Genomic DNA, 15,954 nt, shown 5'->3' with positions numbered 1-15,954 from the left:
GTGGTTGATTTTAATGAATGGGCGGGAATGCCCGTTTTTTATTAAATAGTAGTGTAACAAAAAATCTGTTATCAGTAATAGATAAAATCTATTACCAACAACAGATATTGTAGAACCTAAAAAACTAGCGGAAGCTCATTAAGCTTCCGCTAGTTTTTTTGTCTCCCCTACTATCATCATTCCAGCTCATCATCAGGATCCGGTACGGCTTGAGTCGTCACATCGAAAATCTGAAACTGTTCTTCTAACATTTTTTCAATCCGTTCAGTTAGCCCATAAAGTGTTAAGACATCCATCTTGGCATTAACCATAATCAGCATTTCAACAATTAAAACATCACCGTTGTAGCGGCTTCTGAATTCCCTGATCTGGTGAACGTCATCAAACTGCATAATGGCGGACTTGATCCGCTGTTCCAAATCAGGATCCACGTAATCAGCTAAGTTCAAGGTACATTCCTGAAAAATCACTAACCCCGACCAGAGAACGAAGAAACCAATAATGATACTAACAGTACTATCAATCCAGGGCGTTTTAAATCCGAAAGCCATCAGGACCGTTACTAGGGTGCCAAAACTAGTTGCCACGTCGCCCATGCTATCCTTTGCCGCTGCTGACAGCACAGCATTACTGAGCCGCTTACCGTTGTGATAATTGAAGTACCAGACGACCGCCATGAGCACCGTTGCAATGCCTGCGCCAAGTGCGGAATAAAGATTAGGATGATGACTGATGCCCGCAGTATACATGGTTTTTACACCCTGAAAAATAATTTGACCCGCAATAAAGATAATGATAAAACTGGTGACCAGCGTAAAGATCGTCGCCATCCGAAACCGCGACAACTGCATCCGGTCATCGTTACGACCATTTAGCAACGGAATCCGTTTGCCAACTAGAAAGTGGTCATCTGAGTCCGTCGCGGTGTGCAAGCCGACAATCAGAAACAGAGTGGAGATCACGCCAGACAGGTTGTTCATCGCATCCGCCCGCAGTGCTTGAGAATGGCCAATAGCAGCCAGCCAGTATTCAATGAGGGTAATCAGTAGGTAGATGGCAATATTCACCCACAACGACCTCAGTGCCGTCTGAAGCTTCTTGATTTCTTGTTCTTCAATGACTGATAAATGAACCCCTTCGCGTTTTAGATATTGTGCGAGATTGTTCACGCTGTCCACCTCCCCTATAATCACTCAAATTATAGCGCCAAATAGGGTAAATGACGGTTGGAAAGGCTCCGCAAAAATGTTTCACATGAAACATCTGTTCTGTTGCAAATATAAAAAGCGTTCCAGCTATGAAAGTTCATATCCGAAACGCCTTTTGATTTCTATTGAAAAAATTGCGGCTTGCCAGAGCGCTTGTTAAACCTGATTACCAAGGTAAAGTGCCGGCATTTTCCGTAAAGGTACCCGTGGTGGTATCATTCATCGGCAAACTGGCCATCTTGATGATCTGTGCAGCACCAGTAGCAACGTCCTGCATTCCTGTTGGAGCAGGTGCATCCTCTGGACGGCCACCAAATCCGGTAGCAGTCCAGCCTGGGTTAACCGAGTTCACCGTAATGCCATCATCCGCTAACTCTTTACTGAAAATAATCGTGGCAAAGTTAACTGAGGCTTTTGATGACTGGTAGCCCAATGAATTAACCTTATAGAACCGAGAACTAGGATCACTAGCCAAGCCCATGGAGCCCATGTTACTGGAAACGTTGATGATTTTAGCTGGACTAGCTGCTTTTAATAGTGGAATCATCGCCTGAGTCACATCGATCAGGCCAAAGTAGTTCACGTCAAAGTCCTGACGAATAGTATCAGTACTGAGTTCTGAGGCAGGCTGATGGTGATCCATGGCGATCCCTGCGTTATTGATCAGAATGCTGAGATAACCGTAATCAGCCTTGATTTTAGCCGCTGCAGCCTTGATCTGTGCCTTATCAGTCACATCGAGTTGAATGAAATCAGCTTTAATCCCGTCATCCTTAAGCTGTTCAACCGCTTTTTCGCCACGTTCTTGGTTACGGGCACCAATCAAAATATGCTGGCCCTTCTTGCCAAGTGCTTGAGCGGTAGCAAAACCAATGCCCTTATCAGCACCGGTAATTAGTGTCAAAATTGTTTTTTCTTCTGCCATAAAATGATTCTCCTTATCGTCTGTGATTAATCTCGTTTAATTAGTCGTTTTCATGAAGCCAGTTCTCTGTTTTTTGGTAAAGCCCATCTTCATCAGTTTTTCGGTCAGTTCCCATGAGGTCCTGGCTGATTTCACCACCAGCTTTTATACGGCCATAGGCTAAGAACCGGTAACTCCGGCGTAATTTAGCAACGTCATCTGGGTTAACCTTGAGATCTTGACCAGGAATCGCTGGCTGCATTTTATCAGCCTCGTCGATTGAAGTTAAATTAACGATTTTCCATTCATTGTTCCGCTTCTCAACCCGGTAGATCAAGCGCATATAAGATTCAATGACAGCTTCAACGCCATTGATCATCTGCCAGTGATTAGTGGTTGATGAAAGTTCAACGTAGGCGCGGCTCCCATTTTGATGTACGATAGGTGCGCCAAAACGGCCGACGATCGGTAATGAATTGGCAAAATCTGCCGGTTGCTTGCCTAAAAAGGTTGAAACCGGTCCGCTTTGCCAGCTCGTCGTCACAGTGGCATCCGGAAAATAACAATCGGCAGCTTCCTTAACGTGCCGACCACGATACATCCGTTCCTTCAATACAAGTTGGCTAATTGTTTCAAAATCATTCATGATTTTCCACGTTCCTTTCGATCAACCGTTAACTCTCATCACTAACGACAATTACAATATCAAATAGTCTATAATTGACAGAAATCTACTTTATACTTATAATTGATAATTGTCAATTGTTAATAATTAATTACTATTACCAACCTCAAAACCTCACTAAGGAAGTGATGAAATGGCAGACAACACTAACAACGCATTAGAACTCGAGCAGTTATTTACCGATTTGACACAAGCAATCACCCAAAACCGAACACTGGATGAATTCGGTCTGACCCGGCTTCAAGCCATTACGTTAAAGAACGTCTATACGCGGCTTGGTATCAGCATGAGTCAGCTTGCTGATACCACCGGCATTTCCCGGGCACAACTCACCCGCTTGATTGCCACGTTAGAAAAACGTGACTTGGTCGAACGCCGGCACAACGAAGATAACCGTCGGGTAGTTAACGTGTACGGCACCGAACATGGTAAAAACGTGATTCATGAGCACAGTCAGCTGATTGCTCACCGGATTCAATCGCATACTGAAAACCTATCTGAGACCGAGAAAGCTGCCCTGACTCATCACTTGCGAGAGGCAATTCGGCTGATGATCAAAGCGGGAATCATTACACCAGATGATCAGTCGCCGCTGAATCAAATTCGAAAGTAAATAATCTAAATAGCGTTAGAGGGAAATTTTCCTCTAACGCTTTTTTTGACGCTAATGTCAGTTAATATCTCATAAATTATTGGGAATCAACAACCGATATAAGTCCAGTGCCTCAGCCTGTGAAATGGGTTCTGGTGCTTCAGCAATTTGTTGCGCAAAGTTCAGAATCGCTCCGCCAAGAAACTCACTGACAAACTGTCTTTTCGCAATTGGATAGTCCCGTAAAATCAGAATTTGTTGGGCGGTTCCACTTAACACCGACTGTACTTTTTTCTGCGTACCACTCCAAGAAACGAGCTTAATCAGTTCCAGGTTGTTTTCAATTTCAGACACAACCACCTGACTACTATTCTCAAAGTTTGGCTGCTGTAAAGCATCGATTTGCTTCTCAAAATCCGAAATAACGATCAGAAAGTGAACCACGATCACATCCGCAATATTTTGATAATGCCTGTAGAAGGTCGCCCTTGAAACGCCAGCGCTTTTACAGAATTCTTTGATCTCAATTTGCTTAAAATCAGTACCAGCCTGATACTTCGCCACTATGGCATTGAATAGCCTGGCATGTGAACGTTGCTTTCGTTGATCGATTTTTACTGGTTGATTGATGAATGCTCTAGCCATTTTTACTATGCGACATAAGACACATATATGTCTTACATCTTCCTTTCATCCGACTTTATTGCTCCCTATAATACTCAATGTAGCGCGAAAGTACAAACCTGATTTGGAAGATAAAGGAGTAGCACAATGAAAATCATTACAGTTGAAGAACATTTTGAATCCGCGAAAATCACCCAAGCCATCAACGAAATCGTTGGTAAGGCGGCTATGCCAAACGTCAGCAAAGAAATGCGACACTACATACAGACCACGTTGCCAACGCCTGAAATCATGCATGACGTCACTAAACAACGAATTGAATTTATGGATAAATTCGAAATTGATCAACAAATCCTTTCTTACGGTAATTCATCACCGCAGAATTTAGACCCTAAGATTGCTGTGAAGCTCTGTGAACAGGCTAATAATGAATTAGCTAAAGCGATTGCCACTAATCCGACCCGTTTTGGTGGCTTAGCCGTACTACCCGTTGGTGAACCAGTGGCCGCCGCGACTGAATTAAAGCGGGCTGTTAACGACTTGCATTTAAACGGTGTCTTACTCAAGGGAAATTATCAAGGCAAGTTTTTTGATGACCCGTTCTTCTTCCCAATTTTTGAAGCAGCCAGCCAATTAGATGTTCCGGTCTATTTCCATCCGTCGTTCATTCCAACCGACGTGACGCAGCACTACTTTGCTAATGAAAACTGGTCAGACGTAGTGACCGGAATTCTGTCCTCTGCCGGATTTGGCTGGCACATGGACGTTGGTATCCAGGTCATGCGCATGATTGTTTCTGGCATCTTTGACAAACTGCCTAACTTAAAACTGGTTTCCGGTCACTGGGGTGAATTCGTGCCCATGTTCCTGGAACGATTGGACGATGAAATTGATGCTTATGCTGGTTTGGAAAAGTCCTTCTCAGACTATTACCGAAATAACGTCTACGTTACTCCTAGCGGTATTTTGAGCAAGCCGCAACTCAACTTCTTACTTGCCGAAATGGGTCCAGAACATTTGATTTACTCGATTGATTACCCTTATAAGCAGCCTAAGAATACTCGCACCTTCTTGGATAATACTGATTTAACGAGCGATCAGCTGGACGCCTTTACGCATGGTAATGCTGAACGAATTTTCCATCTGAATTAGAAAGGAACCTGATAAGAATGACTTTAAACCCACAACAACTTAAAAACACCCAGAACGAATTACAGCAAAATTTTGAACTCAGCGGATTAACGAAGGAACAAGTTGCCGGTGATCTCAACATCAGCCTAACTAAGTTGAATCATTTATTTACACTTACCCAGAATTCACTTAATGATCCTTGGATCTTGCGTAACTACCTCATTCAAAAGGTCGAAGAACAAGGTAAAAAACCGGTTCCTTTTACAGCTTTGGTTGGTGATTGGCATCAGTACTGGTTCCTGAATAGCCATCTGATTGACGCGCGAAAGATGTCGGCTGGGGATAATTAAAGCACCTTGCTGAGTTTCTTTATCAACCACTGTTAAGGCCTTTATAACTACCACGCCTGAAGTCCCTGATCCTCTTAACTGGTCATTACAGTAAGTTACCGATACTTTAAATCTGGATTAACCAGCAATAATGTTTCACATGAAACATTTTTAACTTGATCAACAAAAAGACGTATCTCCTAACAAGCTCTAGCCTGTCAGAGATACGTCTTTCTTATTTGTATAATTGAATAAAACAACTACACGTTGTAATTGTATTACTCGGGGACAATCCAATTCATTTAATCAATACTATCCCGCTAATCCACCACTCTGGGGAATCCAAGTTAATACAAAATACCAACTGGCATTACCGCAAGACTAAGCAGTATAATGTTAAGGCAATTGTTTTTTATCGCACGAAGCTAATAACAACTAATCAACTAGGAGTTTTCTAATGACCAAACCAATGAACAAAGTTTTAAAAGCACAATTTTTTGTGGATGATCTATCCGACGATCAAAAAAATGTGATTACTAATATCAACTGCTACATTAAACAGGGACTCACCGGCAAGACATCTTCAGTTGCCATCATCGAAGGTGCAGCCGGAACTGGTAAGTCGGTCGTCTTAATGGAACTGGTACGCCAGTATATGACCGATAAGCGCTATAAGACCTCTCTGGTAGTAAATCACCCTGAACTGTACAAGGCCTACCGTGAAATGGGCTCAGCTATTCCAAATATGAATGTCAGCACCATCCGCCGTCCTACTTCACTGATTAACTACGCTCAAAAGAATCACGAAAAATATGACATTATTTTTGTGGACGAAGCGCACTTGCTCTACTCCAAATCAGAACCCTACGCCCATTACCGCGGTCAAAATCAACTAACTGACTTGATGAATCTGGCAAAAGTAGTGGTCGTCGTGTACGATTTTGATCAAGTCTTCCAATCAAAGATGTACTGGGACAAAAAGCTGCTCTTCAAAACCATCGGTAACCACCCTTACAAGCAGTTTGACATGAACTTCCAGTACCGAATGGTGGCTAGTGACGAGCAGGTTAAATGGATGAACGATTTGACTGAAGAAAAGCCGATTAAGCCATTTCCTGACAACAGTGACTTCGAATTCAAAGTGTTCGATAAAGCTGGTGAGATGTTCGAAAAAATTAAGGAACGAAACAAGGAATATGGCATGAGCCGAATGGTCGCAACGTCTGGTTTCCCACGAATCGATGGCCGGCATAACGTTGAAATGGATACCTTTAACCTGCCATGGGACGAATGGGATCCGCAACGGACGCCATGGGCTAAACGTGAAGGCTCCATTACTCAAGTTGGAACCATTTATACCTTGCAGGGCTTTGATTTAAACTATGTCGGCATGGTCATTGGCCCATCATTCGGTTATGACAAAGAAACCGACACAATGACTGTCATTCCAGAAAAGTATTCTCACAAAGAAGTCTTCAAAAAGCGCAAAGACATCAAATTTAGCCGTGAAGAATACAAGGCGTTCATTGCTAACGTTTTGAACGTGCTGATCAAGCGGGGGAAGTACGGTTTGTATCTGACTGCTTACGATGATGCTTTGCGGGCACGGTTGTTGGAGTTGAACAATACAGGTAAGTAGAATTAATCTACTCAACAAATAAAAGCAGATCGGGAAATTTCTCGGTCTGCTTTTTTATGAATATTAAGTTAGTCGCCTTTGGAAGAAAGCCTATCCAATCTATACCGATACCACCAGTCTGGCACATCCACGGGATAGTTACCCATCGCTTTACCAATGACTCGGGTTGCTGACCAGCTAGTTAATTTCTCTAAGCTCAAAAAGCGAACAAAAAAGGTCTCCCCAACACCAACGACTGCTCCGTTTAGGTTCACTCTTACAGGTACGTTCTCTTCCAACACTGCTTGCCATCCATTTGCATACGACTGACGCTCATTGACTGATAAGGGATGTTCATTCTGCAATACGGACTGAATATCAGCAAAATCGAGTTCACCTAAATGCGAGACTCGATACAATGCTGACCATTTTTTCGCTTTTGGCAACAGTAATGGCACCCGCACTTGCGTAACCCGATTAGTTACGCGTTGAGTTAACTGACAAAACCAGTAAAACCCAAGCTGGTCGTCTGCCGTTTCACTCCATCACACTCGCAACGGTTCTCCAGCAGCAATGGCTGATTTAAGCTGCTCTATTTGTTTCATAACGGATGTCCGTAATTCACCAGCTGTTTGCCCATCGGTATTATGGCTAGCTTTCAATTGCCAAAATGAGTTCTTGGCACCGCTAAATCGGTATAAATCCCCAAATTGAGCATCTAACTGCAAACCGATTGTCAATAGTTTTGCTTCGTATTTCAACATACCCGCAAAACTTTCGTCAAAAGTTACTTCCATGGATGCCACCCCTTATCTTATTTTCAGCATCTATTTACCCGGTCGATACCTGCCGTTAAATGCTTCTCGCCCTTTTTGCGTATACCTGGTGACAAAATCCGTTTTAGCAGCAGTGTAAGCGTCACGGTTATACTTGTACTTTTGTTCTAACTTTAACTTTAGTTCCCCATACTGCTTTGCTACTTTCGGATTTGCGATCAGGTAATCACGAAAATAGAGCTCTCCCCAATCACCAGCGGGTTTGACGTGTAAATGGTACACCTTTTCCGCAAAGCCAGTAGGTGTATACCCCTTGTTCAAATCAATTGTTTTTAAACGGTCATTTCTAGCCATGACCCGCCATTTCAATGATTGCAAATCTGAAATGACACTGTCCAGATCATATGAACCAACAAGTTCTAACAAAATATCAACCGTGGGCTTCGCAATTAATCCAGGAACAGACGTACTGCCAATGTGATTAATGCGATAAATAGCCGCACTATGCAAATGTTGGACTATCTTTTGTTTTTCGTCCTCATACCACCGCTGATAATTCGGATCAGGTGCTTTCAAGACAATTGGAAACAGCTGCCAAAGCTCATGAAGACTCATTTCTTCTAATTTTTTCATGAAGTGGTCCTCCTCACTTATGATACGGACTACCCTCATTAATCATAAACGCCCGGTAAATCTGTTCTGTCAACACTAGCCGCATCAGTTGGTGGGGTAGCGTAAATCGACCAAATGAAATTTGGGTATCCGCACGTTTCAGGACTTCTGGCGCCAATCCCAGCGAACCGCCAATCACAAAGGTAATATCAGAGTGCCCATACGTAGTGAGATCCTTGATCTCTTTAGCAAATTCCTCTGATGAGCGCTCTTTTCCTAAAATAGCTAAAGCATAGACATATTCCCGATCCTTAATCTTAGAAAGGATCCGTTCGCCTTCTTTTGCCATCACCTGAGCCATCTCAGAGTCACTTAAACTTTCTGGCGCTTTTTCGTCTGGCACTTCCACAATTTCAAATTTGGAAAATCGCGACAGCCGTTTGGCGTATTCCGCGATTCCTTGTTTAAAATACTTCTCTTTTAATTTCCCGACGACGACCAGTTTGATGTTCATAACTTACTCCTTAATTTAAGTTGTCCACAAAGTTATCCACAGTTGATAAAGTCGTTTTTGCGCTTCCTTGTGGACAATAGTTTGCTTGCTAAAAACGCTTATTCGTTTTCAATACATACCGTTCTTTAACTCTTATTGTACCAATGTAAACGCCGTCATAGCAACGTTTTATTAAAATTTAGTTAACCCCATTTTTGAGTTATCCACAGTCTGTTAATAGTTTTTAAGAAACGCCTGGAAGAATTCAGCAAACAAGGCATTTATAGCAATTTAAATGTTATCCACAAAGTTATCCACAGTTTCTTGTGGATTACTCACACTTCCGAATTTTCCACAGCAATAGCGCTTTCGTTATTCGACTGCTACCGCCCACCAGCCCCATTAAACTGTCTTTATCAACTAGTGAATAACTCGAACATTCGTCTTTTTCACTCAAAATGAAAAGGCTGAAGCCTGATAATTCAGGTTTCAGCCTTTTATTCACATGCACGCTTTTTGATTATTGATTCAGTTGTGACGTCGTTTCCGTCAACTTAACTTTGGCAGTCTTTTGATTACCGTTGTGGTAGTAGGTAACGGTAACCGTATCATTAACCTTATATTTATACAGTAGGTCTCTCAGCGTCGAATTCGTGCTGATCTTCTTACCATCTAAAGCTGTGATCACATCGTACTTCTTAATGCCGCTACGTCCAGCTGGTGTAGAAGCACCCGGAGTTTCCATGACAACAACCCCGTTTTCAACGCTGCTTGGTAATTTCAAAATGGACTTCTGCTGCGTCTTTGAAATTTCGGACAAGTCGACGTACTTAATGCCTAACGCTGGCCGAACGATCTTACCGTTCTTAATCAATTGGTTGATGACAGAAACCACTTCGTTACTTGGAATGGCAAAACCCATCCCTTCCACGCTGGTTCCTGTACCGCTACTAGCAAGCTTCATGGAGTTGATCCCAACGACTTGGCCGGCAAGGTTGATCAGTGGGCCACCAGAATTACCAGGGTTAATCGCTGCATCGGTTTGGATAACGGTTGCATTACCCGTTTGCTGGTTCGTGGCTTCATCCGTTGTCGCTACCGTCCGCTTCTTGGCAGAAATAATTCCTTCCGTTAACGAAGTGGCGTACTGTGAGCCAAGAGGTGAACCAATGGCAAGCGCCGTTTCACCGACTTTAATGTTATCTGAGTTAGCAAAACTGGCCACCTTAGAAACGTCAGCACTATTGACCTTCAACACAGCAAGGTCCGTGACTGCATCCTTGCCCACCAGCTTAGCATCAATCTTTTTACCATTACTCAAAATCACTTCAAGGGCGTTAGAACCAGACACAACGTGGTTATTCGTGACGATATAAGCGCTATTGCCAGCCTTTTTATAGATAACACCTGAGCCTTCTGAACTAGCCTGCAAACTGCCGCTAGACGAAGAATTACTGCTGGAATCGTTACCGCCGAAAATACCATTCAGGGTGCTAGAGGACTGGGTCTTCTTTTGTAGGTTAATGACCGAGACCACTGAATCCTTCACGTTTGAAAAGGCCTTAGAAGCTTGTGAACTGACATTGACCTTCATGTTGCTGGTAGTGGCAGTCCCCGATTTATTTGAGCCTGCTGGCACCGACGTCGTATCGCGATTACTCATGTAATTGGCACCGCCGTATGCAATACCACCACCAAGTAACCCGGCAACTAACGCCGTCACAGCAACCTTAATCAATAGTCCACGGTTATTGTTTGATCCTGGTCTTTGTTGATTATCCATACTTCCGCGCGAATCGCGCTTCCCTCCTTGTTCATCATCACAACTGATGTCCAGTGATGACTGCTGTTATTTAGGCCATATTGGTTCTTAAATTTGCTTAACTAACTTATGAAACCATTTTAACTATTAGATGTGAACTTTATTTGAATCTTTACTCGTAAAAAAACTTAAGCTTTTACTAAAAAATTCTTAAGCTAACTACAGTGTTATCAAACCACTGGCCTTTTCTGGATCGGTATCTAGAATCTTAAAATCATGGTTAACGCCAAAATCGTGGTCTTCCATGATTGAGGCTACGGTTAAGTGGGCCAAGGACTTCATGTTATTTTCCTGACTTAAATGACCCAAGAAAATCCGCTTGGTATGTCGACCCAAAACGTCCATCATCACATCGGCCCCGTCTTCGTTACTTAAATGACCGGTATCGCTCAAAATTCGTTGTTTCAACGGCCATGAATAACTACCCATCCGCAGCATTTCAACATCATGGTTACACTCCATTAAATAAGCGTCCGCATCTTTAATAACACCCTCGACATGGTCTGAAACGTAGCCAGTGTCTGTGAGTACCACAAAACTCTTACCACCGCTGTGTACAGCGTAAAATTGAGGCTCAGCAGCATCGTGAGAGACCGTAAAGCTCTCTACGTCCAGATCCCCCATGCTGAGTACGGAATCTGGCGCAATAATGTTCTTTTGTTCAGTAGGAATGACCCCAATTTTACTGGCCATCGCATCCCAGGTACCCTGGTTGGCGTAAACGTTCATCCCATAGCGCCGGGCTAAAACGCCGACACCCTTACGGTGATCCGAGTGTTCATGCGTGACGAAAAGAGAATCCACGTCACTCAAGTCGCGACCGATGGATTGCATCAAATTTTCGATTTTTTTACCGCTCAATCCGGCATCAATTAAAATCTTGTGTTCAGCTGTTTCAATGTAAGTACAGTTTCCCGTGCTACCACTGGCTAAAACACTCACTTTTAATCCGTCATTTTGCTCTTGCATAAACTGCCCAACTTCCTTTTATTTAAAATACAAAAACCCCGCCAACGTGGTCATTGGTAGGGCCGTGAATAATCCGTCCATACTCACTTTTCAATGATTGTTCGTCGTTACTATTACAACGCATTTTGCAACGAAACGCAATCATTAAATACTTACTGATATATCACTATGTGAGCGTGAAAATTTCTGAATTAGCGTTACTTGTTTGATTGTTATCTCCCGTTTTAATCACTTCACCCGTATAGGCGTTTACCCGCTTCAAAATCACTGAAGAGGAATTATTGATTTTAACGGCAAATACCCAGGTTGGTAAGAAGACATACTGTCCCCGTGCCGTTAATAGCCTCGTGTAAGCTAAATGCACCCAAGAAACTTTGGCGCCATTTGGAATTTCATTGTATTGATACAGCCAGGTTAACGCCCGTTCTTCACTGATTGTCTTGGATGCTTCCTTTAGGAATTTAACACCCCCCAGATAGTTTTGACTGTAGCCGATCACTCGGTGCTGACTGTCTAAATCAAACCGAATTTGGCAAAAATGCGAATAGATCGGCTTTTTGGCAACCCGCTGAACGTAAATGATCTCGTTGTTATTCGATAACTGCTTACTATATTCATACTGCTTACCCTTAGCAATTAGTCCAGGATTAGCAACAATTTTATCTAAAATCTGTTTAGCCGACCCATCGGTTAGCTTAACCGGCTTTTTAAATTCACTGACTAACTCACTGCCACTGAAGTGCAAATCTTGCTGCTGCAGGTTTGTCGCACTCTGCCGCAACGCATCACCGTTATTTCCTGAGAAATAATAGCCTTCGTGCTTGTCGGTAGTCGGTTTGCTAAACGTAATCTGATCCTTACGCATTTCCTCTAAGATGTTGTTATTCCCTGAAGCAGTTGAATCACCAACACTGTTGCGATTATATGATAGAAATAGTAAAACATCCATTGCGATAAAAATCGCTAGGAAAATCATTTGAATTCGTTTAAAATTCACGACCGGCTACCTCCTTTCACTGTTGGCCAAGTAGTTTACGATAATTCTGCCACTGATTATTCGTTTTGACGTACCAGGTTGGCACTAAATTAACAACGTTTGCTAGTGACTTGTCACGACTCCATTCATAGCCCAGTTCAATACCTTGAATCTTATTTTCCTTAATACCAGCGTTTTTCAGCTGTTTTAGCAGATCAGTACTCGACATAATCGTTGCTGAAGTCTGAACGGGTGGAACTGGCACCTGCAAGCTGTCTAGTGAGAACTTCATCCGGTAAGACGATTGATCCAGCACTTTCATTTGAATGGCACCAAAATTGCTCTGATCAAAAATAGGAAGTCCACCTGCGTATGTTCGGAAAACAGCAGTGTTGCTGCCAGAATCATAGGAATAAAAGCGGACACTGTCTAATGGCATACCGACCATGACTAACTGGTCATAAACGTGATTCATGGTCTGCAAAAAGCTGTTGCTCTTAACCTGCGAATTATAATCAGTAAAGGTGACCGTATCCGTCGTTTTATCAACACTCATATGACGGAAACCGTGATCATCATAATCGGTACTATTTTGATGCCGCTTAATCTGAACATTACTGTTAGAATTGGTGGTCATGATCCGGTTAGCGTAGTAATCTTGCGTCTGCTGAGTTAACTGATAACTATACGTGCGTAATTTAACAGCCTTCGGATAGGTCAAAATGACTTTACCGTTGAACAATTCAAAGGCCACTCGATGTTTGACCATTCTATCCGCTAAAACATGGCGTAGCTTATCAGCCCGATTATTTTTGAGGGTTACTCTAACGATGCGATACCCTTGATCGTTCAGCAGATAAAGATGCTTAGGATCATTGAGCAGTAACTGCATCCGGTTGAACTTCTGGTTTGGAATCTTCAACTGATTATTAAATGCTTTGCGGAAGAAATTAACCGAAATAGCAGAGTTATAGTTCAGCAGAACTGACTCCTTGCGCTTTAACTGAGCGAGATACCGTTTGGAATTCCCTTTGCTGACACTTTTTGCTTTTTCCGCCGTAAAATGACTCATTCGATCACGTAAATCGGAGGCCACGTTAACCCGGTTATTCGTTAATAACTCCTGCCTACCTAAACGATCGGTCGAAAGAAGCTGTGATGGTAAATAAATGTCTTGAAACGTTGTATTACTGGTACTATCTGAATTTTTAGTCACTTTGGTACGATTACTCAAGTTCGAGTGGGCCGGATTAGTCCACATCATACCCGAAAGTCCGAGACTGATTAATACTGCTGCTACCAGACTAACTGGCAGCCATAATTTTCTAAGCTTCATCCCAGAGATCATCCCCCTCATCGTAAGGTTCGTACGGCAGTGAAATGTAGAAGGTGGACCCGTGTCCTTCACGGCTCTCTACCCAAATTTTACCGCCCAAGGACTGAATAACTTCTTTAGAAATAGCCAATCCAAGCCCAGTACCGCCTTGAGCCCGGGAACGAGCTTTATCCACTCGGTAGAACCGGTCGAAAACGTGAGGAATATCCGCACGCGGGATACCTAATCCCTGATCAGAAATACTCAAAATCACGTTATTATTCGTTTCAATCAAACGGCAAGTAATGACCCCGCCATCTGGTGAATACTTGATCGCATTATTCATAATATTATCGATCACTTGTGTAAAGCGGTCCGTATCAATCTCAACCCAGAGATCTCGCTTAGTCAGCTCTCGTTTGATCGTATAATGCTTGTCAGACCGGTCTTTTTGTTCGTCACTATCAATGATCATATCAAACCGATTCAAGATGTAATTATACAGTTCATTCAAGTTGACCAGCTCTAAATTGAGCTTCTGCGTGCCAGAATCCATTCTTGAAAGGGTCAGCAAATCGTTAATCATTCGAATCATCCGATCCGTTTCTTCTTGTGTAACCTTCAAGAATTTCGGCGCAACTTTAGGATCCTTCCAGGCACCGTCAGATAACGCCTCAACGTATGACCGAACACTGGTTAACGGCGTCCGCAACTCATGTGACACGTTAGAAACAAATTGCTTACGATCCTGATCAATCTTCTGTTGTTCAGTAACATCATGCAGAACACAGGCGAGGCCACTAATGAACCCAGATTCACGCTGAATCAGTGAGAAGTAGGCCTGCAGGATCAAATCATGATCGTCCGTTGAGAAGTCCAGCATAATCTCATCAGGATTTTCGAGTAAATCACGCAATGTATATTGATTACGAATATGCAGAATATCCAAAATTGATTCACCAATGGCTTGATTGGAGTCAACGTCCAAAAATTCAACAGCCGTTTCGTTGATAATAGTGACATTCCCACGTCGATCGGTCGCAAGAACCCCATCAGTCATATGTGCCAAGACAGAATTCAGCCGTCTTCGCTCAGATTCAGTAGACTCTTGCGCTTCTTCCACACGAACAGAAAGGTTATTAACCGCACTGGCTAACTGACCCAACTCATCGTTTCCATAAACTTTTACCTGCCCAGAGTAATCCCCGCGAGCAATCCGCTGGGTTTGTTCCTTCATTTCTGTGATTGGGACAGTAATTGCCCGGGAAATAACGATTGATAGCACTAATCCCATGGCAATCGCAATAATGGCCGCAACTAAATAGATGGCAGTCACTTTGCTAATACTGTCATAAACGCTCTCTAAATTGGCACGAATGTACACAACCCCAACGGGCGTACTGCTCCCGCTGCTTTGTTTGATCAATGGTGTGACTTTCGTGTAATAATATTGATTGGCTGATGCGTCAAACGTTGTCGTTTCACTACCAGCGCTATTATTATAAATAACTTTTTTTACCGTGTCGTCAGTGGTTTTTTGACCAACGACCTGCTGATTATTAGCTTCGTTTGTGCCACGAATGGTGCCCTTATTATCAATAACAAGAATTTGTGCGTTCGCCGTACTTGGAATGTTAGCATCCGATAGCAAAATTCGAATTTGCCGGTTAGATGCGTCGGTGTTCGCTCGTGACAGCTGAGTGGTTAAGTTTGTACTGACGTAACGCTGCAGCGAAATTTGGCTTTTAAATTGCCGCAAGTTTTGCGTCTCTAATTGCTGTACAAACACGGCGCCGACAATTTCCAATGTAATAATGAGCATCATCGCGAATACAAACGCGATTTTGAATTGTATCGAATGATACCATTTAAGTTTTCGTTTCACGCTACCGTTTACCCC

Annotated in this window: 17 protein-coding genes; 4 read left to right on the top strand and 13 right to left on the bottom strand. The window is 42.9% G+C overall.

What is annotated here, in order from left to right; translation table 11 throughout:
- Positions 1–176: 176 nt before the first annotated feature.
- The 3 genes from IWT5_RS10170 to IWT5_RS12325 form a co-directional block, all read right to left on the bottom strand.
- The gene (locus tag IWT5_RS10170; RefSeq protein ID WP_225360273.1) at positions 177–1,169 is read right to left on the bottom strand and encodes a cation diffusion facilitator family transporter; all 993 of its coding nucleotides are present in this window, start codon (positions 1,167–1,169) and stop codon (positions 177–179) included.
- Between the two features lie 205 nt (positions 1,170–1,374).
- Complete coding sequence (locus IWT5_RS10165) at positions 1,375–2,133, bottom strand: SDR family NAD(P)-dependent oxidoreductase (protein ID WP_089109839.1); 759 nt, start codon at positions 2,131–2,133, stop codon at positions 1,375–1,377.
- A gap of 40 nt (positions 2,134–2,173) precedes the next feature.
- Positions 2,174–2,758: a hypothetical protein gene (locus tag IWT5_RS12325; RefSeq protein WP_191981309.1), complete on the bottom strand. Its 585-nt coding sequence runs from the start codon at positions 2,756–2,758 to the stop codon at positions 2,174–2,176.
- A 172-nt stretch (positions 2,759–2,930) separates the two neighbouring features.
- On the opposite strand from IWT5_RS12325, the gene IWT5_RS10155 reads away from it, so the two are divergent.
- A complete protein-coding gene (locus tag IWT5_RS10155) occupies positions 2,931–3,410 on the top strand; it encodes a MarR family winged helix-turn-helix transcriptional regulator (protein ID WP_089109838.1) in 480 nt (159 codons plus the stop codon).
- A 69-nt stretch (positions 3,411–3,479) separates the two neighbouring features.
- Here IWT5_RS10155 and IWT5_RS10150 read toward each other — a convergent pair whose 3' ends face one another.
- Complete coding sequence (locus tag IWT5_RS10150; protein ID WP_089109837.1) at positions 3,480–4,034, bottom strand: TetR/AcrR family transcriptional regulator; 555 nt, start codon at positions 4,032–4,034, stop codon at positions 3,480–3,482.
- A 126-nt stretch (positions 4,035–4,160) separates the two neighbouring features.
- On the opposite strand from IWT5_RS10150, the gene IWT5_RS10145 reads away from it, so the two are divergent.
- The 3 genes from IWT5_RS10145 to IWT5_RS10135 all read left to right on the top strand — a co-directional run bounded on the left by IWT5_RS10145 (position 4,161) and on the right by IWT5_RS10135 (position 7,112).
- Positions 4,161–5,165, top strand: a complete 1,005-nt coding sequence (locus IWT5_RS10145) for an amidohydrolase family protein (protein WP_089109836.1) — start codon at positions 4,161–4,163, stop codon at positions 5,163–5,165.
- A 17-nt stretch (positions 5,166–5,182) separates the two neighbouring features.
- Positions 5,183–5,494, top strand: a complete 312-nt coding sequence (locus IWT5_RS10140; protein ID WP_089109835.1) for a DUF2316 family protein — start codon at positions 5,183–5,185, stop codon at positions 5,492–5,494.
- Positions 5,495–5,942: 448 nt separating this feature from the next.
- On the top strand, positions 5,943–7,112 hold the full coding sequence (locus IWT5_RS10135) for a DUF2075 domain-containing protein (RefSeq protein WP_089109846.1): 1,170 nt from the start codon (positions 5,943–5,945) through the stop codon (positions 7,110–7,112).
- A gap of 68 nt (positions 7,113–7,180) precedes the next feature.
- Here IWT5_RS10135 and IWT5_RS10130 read toward each other — a convergent pair whose 3' ends face one another.
- From IWT5_RS10130 to walK, 9 genes are all read right to left on the bottom strand, one after another.
- The gene (locus IWT5_RS10130) at positions 7,181–7,510 is read right to left on the bottom strand and encodes a DUF3658 domain-containing protein (RefSeq protein ID WP_159459320.1); all 330 of its coding nucleotides are present in this window, start codon (positions 7,508–7,510) and stop codon (positions 7,181–7,183) included.
- 126 nt (positions 7,511–7,636) lie between these two features.
- The gene (locus IWT5_RS10125; RefSeq protein WP_089109833.1) at positions 7,637–7,888 is read right to left on the bottom strand and encodes a hypothetical protein; all 252 of its coding nucleotides are present in this window, start codon (positions 7,886–7,888) and stop codon (positions 7,637–7,639) included.
- A 30-nt stretch (positions 7,889–7,918) separates the two neighbouring features.
- The gene (locus IWT5_RS10120; protein ID WP_089109832.1) at positions 7,919–8,500 is read right to left on the bottom strand and encodes a GrpB family protein; all 582 of its coding nucleotides are present in this window, start codon (positions 8,498–8,500) and stop codon (positions 7,919–7,921) included.
- Between the two features lie 13 nt (positions 8,501–8,513).
- A complete protein-coding gene (gene rlmH / locus IWT5_RS10115) occupies positions 8,514–8,993 on the bottom strand; it encodes a 23S rRNA (pseudouridine(1915)-N(3))-methyltransferase RlmH (RefSeq protein WP_089109831.1) in 480 nt (159 codons plus the stop codon).
- A gap of 499 nt (positions 8,994–9,492) precedes the next feature.
- Positions 9,493–10,755, bottom strand: a complete 1,263-nt coding sequence (locus IWT5_RS10110) for a S1C family serine protease (RefSeq protein ID WP_089109830.1) — start codon at positions 10,753–10,755, stop codon at positions 9,493–9,495.
- A 198-nt stretch (positions 10,756–10,953) separates the two neighbouring features.
- Positions 10,954–11,763, bottom strand: a complete 810-nt coding sequence (locus tag IWT5_RS10105; RefSeq protein WP_089109829.1) for an MBL fold metallo-hydrolase — start codon at positions 11,761–11,763, stop codon at positions 10,954–10,956.
- A gap of 166 nt (positions 11,764–11,929) precedes the next feature.
- A complete protein-coding gene (locus IWT5_RS10100) occupies positions 11,930–12,760 on the bottom strand; it encodes a two-component system regulatory protein YycI (RefSeq protein WP_089109828.1) in 831 nt (276 codons plus the stop codon).
- A gap of 16 nt (positions 12,761–12,776) precedes the next feature.
- Positions 12,777–14,075 carry a YycH family regulatory protein gene (locus tag IWT5_RS10095; protein ID WP_089109827.1) on the bottom strand — a complete coding sequence of 433 codons (1,299 nt, stop codon included), beginning with the start codon at positions 14,073–14,075 and terminating at the stop codon, positions 12,777–12,779.
- A complete protein-coding gene (gene walK / locus IWT5_RS10090) occupies positions 14,065–15,879 on the bottom strand; it encodes a cell wall metabolism sensor histidine kinase WalK (protein ID WP_439959104.1) in 1,815 nt (604 codons plus the stop codon). The genes IWT5_RS10095 and walK overlap by 11 nt, the downstream gene beginning before the upstream one ends.
- Positions 15,880–15,954: the final 75 nt, after the last annotated feature.

Source organism: Secundilactobacillus mixtipabuli, from assembly GCF_002217925.1.
GTDB lineage: Bacteria > Bacillota > Bacilli > Lactobacillales > Lactobacillaceae > Secundilactobacillus > Secundilactobacillus mixtipabuli.
Note: the sequence above shows the minus strand (reverse complement) of the source record. Positions and strands in the feature narration are given on the sequence as shown.